General features: G+C 54.9%; 9 protein-coding genes and 1 pseudogene. 1 reads left to right on the top strand and 9 read right to left on the bottom strand.

Features of this window, described 5'->3' with window-relative positions:
* The 9 genes and pseudogenes from ENI00_RS17640 to ENI00_RS17600 all read right to left on the bottom strand — a co-directional run.
* Positions 1 to 526 (bottom strand): annotated as a pseudogene (locus ENI00_RS17640) (transketolase); the annotation flags it as partial.
* Positions 523 to 2,247, bottom strand: a complete 1,725-nt coding sequence (pgi, locus tag ENI00_RS17635; protein WP_304105333.1) for a glucose-6-phosphate isomerase — start codon at positions 2,245 to 2,247, stop codon at positions 523 to 525. The gene pgi and the pseudogene ENI00_RS17640, both read right to left, overlap by 4 nt.
* A gap of 28 nt (positions 2,248 to 2,275) precedes the next feature.
* Positions 2,276 to 3,346 carry a transaldolase gene (gene tal / locus ENI00_RS17630; protein ID WP_304105330.1) on the bottom strand — a complete coding sequence of 357 codons (1,071 nt, stop codon included), beginning with the start codon at positions 3,344 to 3,346 and terminating at the stop codon, positions 2,276 to 2,278.
* A gap of 12 nt (positions 3,347 to 3,358) precedes the next feature.
* On the bottom strand, positions 3,359 to 4,054 hold the full coding sequence (locus ENI00_RS17625) for an HAD family hydrolase (protein WP_304105327.1): 696 nt from the start codon (positions 4,052 to 4,054) through the stop codon (positions 3,359 to 3,361).
* Entirely contained in the window at positions 4,051 to 5,463 is a 1,413-nt protein-coding gene (gene zwf, locus ENI00_RS17620) for a glucose-6-phosphate dehydrogenase (protein ID WP_304105324.1), read from the bottom strand. Before zwf ends, ENI00_RS17625 begins: the two co-directional genes overlap by 4 nt.
* 1 nt (position 5,464) lies before the next feature.
* Positions 5,465 to 6,484, bottom strand: a complete 1,020-nt coding sequence (gnd, locus tag ENI00_RS17615; RefSeq protein WP_304105322.1) for a phosphogluconate dehydrogenase (NAD(+)-dependent, decarboxylating) — start codon at positions 6,482 to 6,484, stop codon at positions 5,465 to 5,467.
* Positions 6,485 to 6,551: 67 nt separating this feature from the next.
* Positions 6,552 to 10,436: a GH36-type glycosyl hydrolase domain-containing protein gene (locus ENI00_RS17610; RefSeq protein WP_304105318.1), complete on the bottom strand. Its 3,885-nt coding sequence runs from the start codon at positions 10,434 to 10,436 to the stop codon at positions 6,552 to 6,554.
* 180 nt (positions 10,437 to 10,616) lie between these two features.
* Positions 10,617 to 11,381, bottom strand: coding sequence for a molybdopterin-binding protein (locus ENI00_RS17605; protein WP_304105315.1), 765 nt, complete (start codon positions 11,379 to 11,381; stop codon positions 10,617 to 10,619).
* A complete protein-coding gene (locus tag ENI00_RS17600; RefSeq protein WP_304105311.1) occupies positions 11,374 to 12,216 on the bottom strand; it encodes a cytochrome b/b6 domain-containing protein in 843 nt (280 codons plus the stop codon). Before ENI00_RS17600 ends, ENI00_RS17605 begins: the two co-directional genes overlap by 8 nt.
* A gap of 284 nt (positions 12,217 to 12,500) precedes the next feature.
* Here ENI00_RS17600 and ENI00_RS17595 point away from each other — a divergent pair, with 284 nt between their 5' ends.
* Complete coding sequence (locus tag ENI00_RS17595) at positions 12,501 to 12,824, top strand: hypothetical protein (protein WP_304105308.1); 324 nt, start codon at positions 12,501 to 12,503, stop codon at positions 12,822 to 12,824.
* The last annotated feature ends 277 nt before the right edge of the window (positions 12,825 to 13,101 follow it).

The raw sequence follows: 13,101 nt of genomic DNA, 5'->3' as shown, positions 1-13,101 counted from the left end.
TCATGTCGCCGTCTCCGCAGAGCGCGTAAACGTTGTAATCAAACACAGTGTAATCGGGGCGATTGTAAGTGGCCGCCAGCCAGCGCTCGGCAATGGCCATACCGACACTTGTGGCGACACCCTGCCCGAGCGGGCCGGTGGTCGTTTCAACGCCTGAGGCAAGGCCATATTCCGGGTGGCCGGAGCATCGGCTGTCGGCTTGCCGAAAACGTTTCAAATCCTCAAGCGTTATGGCACCGGGGCCCGGCGGATCGCGATCAGGGCGAGTTGCCTTCACGTCGCACAGATACAACATACTGTAGAGCAACGCACAGGCATGGCCGACCGAAAGCACGAACCGGTCGCGATTGGGCCAATCCGGCTGATCCGGATCAAAGCGCAGAAACCTCTGCCACAAACAGTAAAGGGTGGGGGCAGCGCCCATGGGTGTGCCCGGGTGGCCTGAATTAGCCTTCTGGACCATGTCGATGGACAAAGTGCGCAGAGTGTTGATACAAAGCTGATCCATTTCTGTGCGGTTGGTCATGATGGAACCTCGGAATCAGAACCGGCGGCGCTATCCTCAGATAGGCCGCGAGGCTGGCGGCTAAGTTTGCGGTAACGCCGGATCAGCGTATTGGTGGAGCTGTCATGGTTTAACGGTGGCTCGCTCTCGCTTTCCAGTTCGGGCGCCGTGAGGCTCGCCAGCACTTTACCCAGCTCAACGCCCCACTGATCGAATGAGTCGATCTGCCAGATCGCGCCTTGGGTAAATACGCTGTGTTCGTAAAGAGCAATCAACGATCCCAGTGCGTAAGGCGTGAGGCGTTCCAACAAAATCACGTTGCTCGGACGATTCCCCTCGAACACACGATGGGGAGCCTGCCACTGGGGTATATCTTCTGCGATAACCTGCTCGTAGGTTTTGCCGAACGCCAGTGCTTCGGTCTGGGCGAACAAGTTCGCCATCAGTTCATCGTGTTGATTGGTCAACGGGTTTAACGACTGGCAAAATCCGATAAAGTCACACGGAATCAAATGTGTGCCCTGATGAATCAACTGGTAAAACGAATGCTGGCCGTTGGTACCGGGTTCGCCCCAGTAAACAGGCCCGGTTTGATAATCCACCGGGTGGCCATCCTGGGTAACGTGTTTGCCGTTACTCTCCATGGTTAACTGCTGCAAATACGCGGGGAAGCGATTCAGATATTCGGCGTAGGGCAAAACGGCCACCATGGACGCGTCGAGAAAATTGGTATTCCACACCGCCAACAAGCCCATTAAAACGGGCAGATTTTCCTCGAAAGGCGCATGACGAAAATGCTCATCCATGGCATGAAAGCCCGATAGCATCTCCCTAAACCTGTGAGGGCCCACGGCGATCATCGTCGACAACCCAATCGCCGAGTCGATCGAATAACGCCCGCCCACCCAATCCCAGAAACCGAACATGTTGGCGGTATCAATACCAAATTTCGCCACGTCTTCGGCATTCGTGGAAACAGCAACGAAATGCCGTTTAAGCGCGTCTTCATTGCCTAATGCGCGCAAACACCAGGCGCGCGCCGCGTGGGCGTTGGTAAGGGTTTCCAGGGTACCGAACGTTTTTGAGCAAATAATAAACAGGGTTTCTTCCGGGTGAAGTCCCCGGGTTGCCTCCACAAAATCGGTTGGGTCCATATTCGACACGAAGTGAAAGGCAAGATCGCGGTGACTGTCGTTGTGAGAATAGTATTTGAGTGCGTTATAGGCCATAACGGGCCCGAGCGCCGAGCCACCTATACCGATGTTAATCACCGTTTTAATGGGGTTTCCGGTGTACCCAAGCCATTGACCGCTGCGCACCGCTTCAGAAAATTGCGCCATGCGCTCAAGCACCTTGTGCACTTCAGGCACAACATCCTCGCCATCCACAACGATCTGCTCACCTGCAGGCGCGCGCAGTGCTATGTGCAAAACGGAACGCCGCTCGGACCGATTGATTTCTTTGCCGGTGAACATCGCTTCAATATGGTCACGCAAGCCACACTGCTCGGCCAGTCTGATCAACAGCGGAATGGTGCCGTTGGTAATTCTGTTTTTCGAGTAATCGAGATAAACACCTGCGGCTTCGGCGGCGAAACGTTCGCCCCGCTCGGGATCCTGAGCAAACATGTCACGCAGGTGTAGATCACGAACTGACTCATAATGCGCTTGCAGTGCTTTGTAGGCGGGAAGGCTCGTCAATCCTGAGTCTGGTTGATCGCCTGCACCCGTGAATGTCGTCATGGCCGAACTCCCGCTGCACTGGTTCTTTTCAAGCTCCGCTTTTTGACGCTATGCGCTCGAGCAAACCGTTCCAGGAATCCTCAAACGATTTCGCGCCTTCAACCTGAAGCCGAGCCGCCAGTGCGTCTCGGTCAATGCCCGCGTCTTCGAACTGATCAAGCACGGATTGGTAATCATCGCCATCGTCAGAAAGCACCCCCCTCACCTGCCCGTGATCGGCAAACGCCAACAAGGTTTTACCGGGAATGGTATTGATGGTGTCGGGGGCGGCAAGCGCCTGCAGGTAAAGCGTATCCGACGCCTCTGGGTCTTTAGTGCCGGTGCTGGCCCAAAGCAGCCTTTGCGGCACCGCACCGGCATCTGCCAACGCTTGCCAACGGGGCGAGGCCAGTAATTCCCGATAGGCTTTATAGGTGCTTTGAGCAATGGCGATGCCCAGACGATTTTGCAGGTTGGGCGCAACCTCGTCTTGCACGGCCGCGTCCCAACGGCTGACAAACAACGACGCGACAGACCGAACCTTGGGGTCCAGTCCAGCGGCCAACCGGCGCTCAACACCCTTCATATACGCGTTGGCGGCTGCGGAATAGTGTTCTCTGGAAAACAGCAACGTCACGTTCACGGGCACGCCGTTGAAAATTGACTCTTCAATCGCCGCCAGCCCCGCGTGCGTTCCCGGTATCTTGATAAATAAATTGGGTCGGTCGGCCCGTGCATGCAAGTCTGCGGCGGCTTTTATGGTTTTCGTCGTGTCGGACGCCAACAACGGCGAGACTTCCAGCGACACCCAGCCATCGACGCCCTCGGTGGCATCATGAACCGGGCGGAACAGGTCCGCGGCGCGCCGCAAATCTTCGATAGCCAGTTCAAAAAATAAGGCTTCGCCGGTTTTTCCATCCCGCGTTTTTTGATCGATAGCGCTATCGTAAAGATCCGTGCCCGCTATCGCCTTTTGAAATATTGTCGGGTTTGACGTCAATCCGGTAACGCTCAGATCCTTGATGTAGTTGGCCAAAACGCCATCGTTTAAAAGCCCGCGAGTAATATTGTCGAGCCAGAGACTCTGGCCTGTTGCCTGAAGCTCACGTGTCGGATTCATTACGGGTACTCCTTATGAGTGCGCGCCGGCTGAGGCAGATCTGGTCAATAACGAGATGTCCGTGTTAACCAAATCACCTATGTGTTCAATCGTAATGTCAGCAGCGGGATAGGATTGAGTATTGTCGGGATTGAGCGCGTAGTGCCCCTGTCGAGGAAAGACGGTTGTAAGGCGATCGCCCAGAACAGACTTCATGGCGGCTAGAATACGCAGCTTGTCGTCGACCATTACATAGTGTTTGGCCGGGTAACGGGCGATTATCTTATCCATCGTTTTTTCTTTATGTATGTACACCAGAACACGCCCATCGACCGCGTTCCATAAGCCCGACCGTTGAATTTTTCGGGGCTGGAAGACCACGTCACCATCCGACAAAATAACCGTGCGGCCGTGCTGTTCGAGGTAAGCCAGCACCTCCAGCACGGAAGGATACAGGCGGTCAGCAAATGGGTACTCCAACAAGAACGACGACATTTGCAGCAAACGGGGATCGTTCATTACATCCTCACGATACCGCTGCAAGGCCCCCAGATAATCGGCATAGCCCAACTCTGCGCGCAGGGCCTCAAACAGAACCCAGTACCGTTTTGCGCATTGTTCACCGAACTCCTCAATCAGGTGCTGACGAAGATCCGCGGTAACCCGATCGTTATCCAGCAGCGTGTTGTCTACGTCGAGTAAAAAAACAAGCTCGTCGGAGGCGCTCATGATGTCTCCGGCTTCAACGTCGGGTTGTGCCACTTTCCGCTAGGCGCAATAAGCTCATCGGCCTCCTTGGGGCCCCAACTTCCGGCGTCATAGGGAATCACTTTGTGGTGATGGGCCAAGACCGGGTCAACAACCGCCCAAGCCGCCTCCACCGCGTGTTCGCTGGTGAATAACGATCGATCGCCGGCAATGGCATCTGACAACAACCGTTCATAGGGATTATCTTCCTGAAGATCGTCATCCGTTAAAACCAGTTCACGCTGATCGCCAATAAATTCCTTACCTGAACGCTTCACCCGCGCCGCCAAGGCCACGGCAGAGCTGGGGGACAGTCGAAATCGAACGTAATTGGCGCGACCGGTGTCGGGATGAGAATCGGCAAATAGCTTTGCCGGCGGTGGTTTTAATTGAACCAGTATCTCCGCCACGGTGTTCGGCAGGCATTTGCCCGAACGCAAATACCAGGGCACACCTTCCCAGCGCCACGAATCGATAAAAAGCTTCAAGGCACAGAACGTTTCAACATCTGAGTTTTTCGCTACCCGTGGCTCGCTGCGGTAATCGCGATATTGGCCTCGCACCAGGTCGTCAGGTTCCAAAGGTCGCATCGCTTCAAACACTTTGGCCTTTTCGGTGTGCACCGCACGAAAACCGCGATGAGCCGGCGGTTCCATGGCAAGCAAGGCGACAATCTGGAACAGATGGTTTTGAATGACGTCGCGTAAACATCCCGCCGTTTCGTAAAAACCGCCGCGTTCCCCAATGCCAAACGATTCGGAAAGAGTAATTTGCACACTGGACACGCAGTTCCGGTTCCAAATGGGCTCCAGAAAAGAATTGGCAAAGCGAAAATACAGAATATTCATGATCGCTTCCTTCCCCAGGAAGTGATCAATCCGATAAATTGCGTCGTTCGCGAACACCGATTGTGCTTGTTTGTTAAGCGCCCTGGCCGATGCCAAATCGCGACCGAACGGCTTTTCAACAACGACTCTCGCGGCGACCGCCAACTTTGCGGTATCCAGCGCGTTGATCACGGTGCCAAAAAGAGAAGGGGGAATGGCCAAATAGAAGGTTGGCCGTGCAGCGCCGTCCAACGCTTTTTTAAGCTTGCTGAACGTATCCGGCTTTTTGTAATCGCCATCTACGTAACAAACCAGCGCGAGCAGTTTTTCCAACGCCGGCTGGTCGTCGACCTTTCCTGAACTTTTGACACTGTCGGTTATTCGTTTACGCAGCTGTGCCTTGGTCATGGGCGTGGACGCCACCCCAACCACCGGTACGTCAAAGCCGTCGCGCTTAACCATTTGGTAAAGCGCGGGAAAAACCTTTTTGTACACCAGGTCGCCGGTCATGCCAAATACAACCAGTGCGTCAGACGCCAGCTTTTCATCGGGGGCGTCAGTCATCTCACGCGCCCTCCTTTTTTTCATCGTGACCGCCAAACTCTTTTCTCATGGCAGAAAGCACCCGGTTGGCGAAATCGCTGTTGCCCCGCGACGAAAACCGCGCGAACAAGGCCGCGCTGATAACAGGTGCCGGCACACCTACGTCAATGGCGGCGGAGACGGTCCAACGACCTTCGCCGGAATCTGACACCCGACCGGCGTAGTTATCCAGATCCGCATTCCCTTGCAGTGCATGCGCCGTTAAATCCAGCAACCACGAGCCAATAACGCTGCCGCGTCGCCACACCTCGGCAACCTCGGGCAGATCGAAATCGTATTCATACAGTTCGGGGTGCTGCATAGGCGATGTTTCGGCATCAGAGTCACGCTCTCGTTTGCCCGCATTGGCGTTGTGCAGAATATTCAGGCCTTCGGCATACGAGGCCATCATGCTGTACTCGATGCCGTTGTGAACCATTTTCACGAAATGGCCGGCGCCGTGAGACCCGCAATGCAAGTAGCCCTGTTCAGCCCGTGAAGGCTCGCCCTCGCAACCCACCGTGCGCTCGGCAGCCTCAACGCCGGGCGCCAGCGCCGCGAAAACCGGATCCAGATGCTCAACGATGTCGGCCTCGCCACCGATCATCAGACAATAGCCGCGATCAAAGCCAGACGTGCCGCCACTGGTACCCACATCCAGGTAATGGAGTTTCTTTTCTTTCAGTTCAGCGGCGCGACGTACGTCGTCATGATAGATGGAGTTCCCGCCGTCAATGACAATATCGTCGGGTTCAAGTAAGGGAACCAATGTTTCGAGGACCTTGTCCACGACACTTGCGGGCACCATCATCCAGACAACGCGCGGTTTCGGCAGTTTGGTGACCAGCTCTTCCAAAGAAGCCGCTGCCAAAGCGCCCTTCTCGACCAACGGTTGCGCGGCATCCGGGTGCGTGTCGTAGACCACGCAATCAACATCGCGCAATAGCATCCGCCGCACCATATTTGAACCCATGCGCCCCAATCCGATCATCCCCATTTGCATGGTTGTTCTCCTTTTAAAACGTATTTCCGGCGCGGCCAACGCCAGTCTAGAACAATATCAGTGTCGGTTAACGCTCTTCAGAAACGATGTGCACATCCACACGATGCGTCAATCCGTCATCCACGAGCGCAATAAACGGGCCGTCTTGCACCACGTCGTCAAGCAGTAAGCTTGGCGTCGCGTCTGTGGTTGAATGCTGTTGCACCTCAATCACATAAAGAGACTCACCAAAACGATAATTCAAGGTGTAAGACGCCCAGTCAGCGGGAATGCAGGGCTCGATACTCAGTGTATTGGCGCGCCGCTGAATGCCCAGAACAGACTCCACGATTAGCCGGTACATCCAGCCCGCCGACCCGGAATACCATGTCCAGCCGCCCCGGCCCGCGTGGGGCGCCAAAGCGTAAACATCCGAAGCCAGAACATAGGGTTCTGTCTTATACAAAGCGGTTGCCTCGGGGCTCGATGCGTGGCGAATCGGATTCAGCATCGCTAACAATTTGCCGGTGCGCTCAGTGTCGTGCAAAGCCGCGAAGGCCATAACAGACCACACGGCAGCGTGGGTGTACTGCCCGCCATTTTCCCTGACACCCGGAACGTAAGCCTGGATGTATCCCGGGTCTGGCTCGAACACGTCAAACGGCGGTGCCAGCAGTTTGATCACCGCATCCTCAGACTGAACCAGGCGTTCATCAACCGCCTCCATGGCCATGTGCATGCGCTCTTTCGATGCGGCGCCAGAAAGCACAGACCAGCTTTGCGCAATCGAATCGATTTGGCATTCTTCATCTTTGGCGGTGCCCAAAACCGACCCATCGTCAAAGTACGCCCGGTGGAACCAGGCGCCATCCCAACCGTGTTTTTCAAGGTTCAGCCGGAGCGCCGCCGATTCCTTTTCGCCGCGTGCGACAAATTCCTCATCGTGCCTTGCCCGAGCCAACTCCATGAACTGTTTTATGGCTTCGTGTAAAAAGAACCCCAGCCAGATGCTTTCTCCTTTTCCCTTCGCGCCGACCTTGTTCATGCCATCGTTCCAGTCGCCGGTTCCCATGAGGGGCAACCCATGAGCGCCAAAACCCAATCCGTGGGAAACCGCCCGTACACAGTGTTCGTAGAGGGTTGCAACCTCGGGGGATTCTTCGGGAAGTTCGTAGTAAGACTCTTCATCCGGATCAAGCGGGCGGCCTTTCAGGAAATGAATGTGTTCGTCCAGAATGCCGGCATCACCGGTTGTTGAAACATAACGGCAGGTTGCAAGTACCAGCCATAAATAGTCATCGGAGCAACGGGTTCGCACCCCGCGGCCCAAAGGCGGATGCCACCAATGTTGCACATCGCCTTCGGGGTATTGGCGCGAGGCGCTCAGCACTATGTGGGCGCGCACCAAACCTGGCTCGGTATGCACCAAAGCCATGACATCTTGCAGTTGGTCGCGAAAACCAAACGCGCCCGACGCTTGATAGAACGCGGTGCGCGCCCACAAACGGCTGGCCATAACCTGATAGACCAGCCAGCCATTTGCCAGGGTGTTCAAGGCTTTGTCTGGCGTTTCGACGTGTACTGCACCAAGCGCCTGGCCCCAGTATTTCGTGACGTTCGCAAGTTCTTTGCTGGCCTCAGCTGCGCCTTCAAAGCGTTGCAGCAAGGCACGTATTTCGATGTCGTCACGGGCCGCGCCCAGCTTGAACACTATGTCTTTTTGTTGCCCGTCTTTCAGATCGAACGGGACACGAATCGCAGCGCACGGATCGAGCGCCGCTCCTGTGTTGCCCGCAAGTCGCGGTTGAGCCATGGCAGCCGGGTTAATGTGTGAGCCATTGCGCCCCAGAAATTCCGTGCGGTCGCCCGTCACCGACTGGTTGCTGTCGCTATCGCCACCGCCATCGACCGCAAAAAAAGCAAGCCGATCGCCAAAATCCATACTGTAAGGGTTGCACGCAACCAACGCGCCGCTATCCGCGTCAAACCGGGTGCTTACCTGAGCCATCGTTTTGGCTCGCAGGTCCCCCAACACCCATTCCACATAACCGGTGGCCGACAAGCGCCGACTGCGGCCGGAGTGATTGGCGATTTTCAACACCGCAAATTTGATGGCTGCGTCGCGGGCAACGTAAATCCACAATTCGGATTCAATATTATCCTGTATGTGCGTGAATACGCTGTAACCAAAACCATGGCGACAACCATAGGTTCCGGTGCCCCGCACCGGCCAGGGTGACGGAGACCAGAACTGCCCCGTTTCTTCATCGCGCAGGTAGAATGCTTCGCCCGTCGAATCACTCACCGGGTCGTTGCACCAGGGGGTTAATAAAAATGCCTGGGAATTTTCACTCCACGTGTTGGCGCACCCACTTTCCGACACCAGTGTCCCAAACACGGGGTTTGCCAATATGTTGACCCAGGGCGCGGGCGTTGTCTGGCCCGGTTCAAGCGTTATGACATACTCCCGGCCGTCGGCTGAAAAGCCCCCCAGGCCGTTATTAAAGAGAAGGTCAGAATGCTGTTGGGTGTCTGTGGTCGAGGATGAAGCGCTTTCCTCCTCCTCTTGATCGGCCAACGGAGCTCTCTGTTCAACAGAGCCAGACGCTGAAGCCTGCGCCGCCATTTGCTCATCAAGGGTTTGGCCAGAATCGTGCAACACAATCTTGGCCACAGATTTGAACAGAACACGGTCCTCCGGTGCCAGATCGCTTTGCAAGCGCACGAACACACCGCCAGGCTTATCAAGCACATCCTCCTGATTGCTTGCGACAACCAGTTTTACTACCTCATCCTCAATGGATTGTTCAGCCGCTGCGCCCTCCTGATTACAAATTACCATGTCTACCGCTAATCCCCTGGAACGCCAGTAGGCATGGGCCAGAATCAACTGGCGGGTCAATTCCAGCTTCGACGCTGGACCCAGTTCCAGCAAAACGATCGGCAGATCACCCGAAATTGAAAAGCCCCACAAACCTGATTGATCCCGCTGATTTTTTAAGATCACGGCGGGATCAGCCCGCAAGTCGGAATGGCTATAAATGACAGATCCGGCAAGGCGATCAAAAACAGCAGCGTCGCGCTCAGTGAGTTCGAACGTCTTTAAATAAGACTCAAATCGTTGGCTGGCTTGATGAAAACAACGTTCGATGGCCGCGCGATTCTGATATTTCTTCAGCAAACTCAAGCAGGCTTCGCGGCTTTCGGCGGCGCCAAACAGATACGTAACGACGGCGGATTGCTCTGGGTCAAGATTGACCTGACTGCGAATGGAAACGATCGGATCAAGCACTGATCCCTGGGTTGCCGACAAGGGCGCCGGATGGGTCATCGCTTGCGGGTTCGCCGTTGTAGCACCCCGGCCGATAAAGCGGGCGCGGTCTGTCTCGTACGACATTCCGGATGCCATCGCACCGTCTGCAAAAAAACCATGGAACAGCCACGGCCGCTTAGTGTGGCCGCGGCGGTGGCAAAGAATAACCTGGGCGTTTTCCATTATTTCGGTTTGCACAAAAAGCTTGCTGAAAGCGGGATGGGCGTCGTCAACGGCGGGGGCATCCAGAACAACTTCGGCGTAACTCGTGAGATCAAGCTGCCTTTGATTGTGGGCGCCATTAACGATGGTTACCCGGCGTAATTCCACGTCGTCTTCCGGGGCAACAACCACCTCAGTGCGAGTGGATACGTCACAGACATTGCTGTCCAGAGTTGCTTTTCCACCTGCGAAGGACGCGTGATAATTTGCGGCAGGCTTGAGCGTTGGCTGAAAAGCCGTTGACCAGAAATCTTCTGTGGCTAAATCCCGGACATATATAAACGTGCCCCAGTTATCGCGGGTAAAGTCTTCTTGCCAACGCGTTAACGCAACGTCCCGCTGGCGACTGTACCCGCCGCCCGCGTTGGTAATCATTGTGTGATAACGACCGTTAGATAACAGGCAGGTTACGGGGGTTTGCGTGCTTGCGCTAATCATGTGCAACGTGAACTCATACACTTACCTCATTAGGTAAACAGATCGCTCAACATCGACAACTCATAACGGACTGCGGGTTCGAGAATCGAACCGCGTATGCTGACACTGACACTATTGAGAGTAGACCCTCCCAAGACATTGAGCCACCGAATAGCGGCTCCCTCGACTCCGTTATTTCCCTTATATTCCCGCGTACCAGGCATAGCCTCGATCTTCCCAGAACCCGCCGTTGCCCCCACCAATGTTGTCAAAGCTGTCTACCACTTCAATAGACATTATGTACTTGGCCATTTTATAGCCGAGCTGCCGTTCTACTCGCAGCCGAAGCGGCGCGCCATTGCCGATGGGCAGGGCTTCACCGTTCAGATCGTAGGCAAGCAGGGTTTGGGGGTGCTCTGCGTCTTCCATATCGATGCTTTCGTAATACCGGCTTTGGGAAGACCCGTATTCATCGGCGCAGTGGAACACCAGGTACCGTGCGCCGGGCAGCGGCTGCACTTGTTTCAATAAAGCGTTCAGGCGCGCGCCCGTCCACTCACCAATTGCGCTCCAGCCTTCAACGCAATCGTGCCGGGTAATCTGGGTGCGGGATGGCAAGGCTCGAATGGCTGCCATATCGAGATTCATCGGGTTTTTCACTCGCCCGCCCACTTTTAAAACATAGTCCTTGAAGTTGTTGGCGGCGAGCTTACGGTATTCAGACGTCTGGGGATTGGTACTGCCGTTCTGGCGGAATTGTGGTGAAATGTCTTCGCGGGCAAACTCCCTGGCCATGCCTTTCCTTGGGGTTATCGCATGCTGTGCCACATCACTCAGGGTTTCACCACTGCTCAGAATGTCTGTAAACCACGGGGTGCGGGACAAGCTGTCGCAGCCCGTAAGGGTCAGCAAACCCCCTGTGCCCGCCAAAGCTTTGATAATACTGCGCCGAGTGAAATCAGTCATCGTGCTTCTCCTTGTGATTGGTGTCAGTGCGGTACCGATAATGGCCGGTAATCATCGACCTCAGATTATTCAGAGGCCCGGTGACAATGACCTCAAACAGGTGTACCACCACGAACAACACCAGGCCAGAAGCCGCCAGAAAGTGAATGCTACGGGCAGATTGCCGGCCTCCATAAAAGGTCAGAAAATCACTCATAACGGTGTCCATGCGGGGAGACATGCAAAGGCCAGTGGTCACGATCAACGACCCAAGACCAAAAATAACAAACAGGTAGGCGAGCTTCTGCAACACGTTGTAGCGCGTAGCGGCTTCACCGGTAGGATGCTTGAATCTGAGGTGGTCCTTCACCGACTCGCCAAAGCCGAGCCAGTCAGCCCGAGTGGGTACCAACTGGCGTAGGTGGCCGCTGAACGCCGCCCAGATCAGGAACACAGAAGCGTTGATCACCAATAGCCAGGCGAAAAAGAAATGCCAGCTTCGGCCCATGGACAGCCAACGCCCGCCGGGAATGGTTAACCATGACGGAAAGGCCCGTTGGTCTGCATTGCCACCTTCGCCGCCGGAGAGCCCAAGTACGCCGGTGGTCTCAAGGCTATGGCCGTAAAGCCGGACTTGACCTTCAATACCCGACTGTTCCGTGTTGCGAGCGTCGATGGCTAACCAGGGCGCATTAAAATCCGAAGCGGAGCCCCAGTAAAGGTAAGGATGAGCATTGAAAATCTGAAGCCCACTCAATAAAAGAATGAACAAGCAGACGGCGCTGACCCAGTGGGCCAGACGCATAGGCAGGCGGTGCTTGTAGAACGTGCGGTGATGTCCCTTCAAACGCGGCATGTTGTTTGCTCCGTTGTTCGCGCCTTAGTCAGCGAGGGCACCTGACTCAACAGATAACCCTTCATCACATGGAATGCTACCCAATAGCACCCGCGGAGGTATCACTGATGTATAAAAAAATCCTAAACAGAAGGTCACGGCGGCCGAATGCTTTCCGTTACAGAATCGTGAAGTTTCCGCTACACACTTTTTAACACCTTGTGATTGCCACGTGATGGCCATCCCACAGTATTATTAACAGGCCGGCTCATCGGGCAGGCCGAAACCACTCAGGAGAAAAAACAATGAACAAACTCACGACAGTCGCTGCAATGTGTGTATTCGGTTTCACGGCAAGCGCCGCCCAGGCAGGCAGTATGGATGACGGCAAAGACATGATGAAGGACGGTTCGAAATCGTCGATGGAACACAACAGCATGAAAAGCGACGGCATGGCAAAAGACAACATGGGCATGAAAAATGATGGTATGGCCATGGACAACGGCAAAAAGCCCATGCATGACGACATGATGAAGGACGGTATGATGAAGGACGACATGAAGGCAGACGGTATGAAGCACGACAGCATGAAGAACAACAGTATGGAAAAATCAGACGCAATGAAATGATCTGATGGTTCCGGCCTGGTTTGGCCGCTTCCCGGGTTGTAGCGCTGCGCCAACTCCATTGACGTCAACGGCTAATGGTTAGTCAATCCGCGGGCTGTCATGGATAAAATCCGGAAAGCAGAAGCAAAAAAAGCAAATCAGTGCGTTACTGATTTGCTTTTAAGTATGTTGGACGAGTTAAAAGAAAAATCCGTTTGAACCCATAAAGTCGGATAGCAAAAACCTCCCCCCGGGAAACGGTCAATCCCATTGACCATTCTTGCCCCGTTAGTGCATT

Source organism: Marinobacter antarcticus, assembly GCF_011049865.1.
GTDB lineage: Bacteria > Pseudomonadota > Gammaproteobacteria > Pseudomonadales > Oleiphilaceae > Marinobacter > Marinobacter antarcticus_A.
This window is presented reverse-complemented; position numbering and strand designations above follow the sequence as displayed.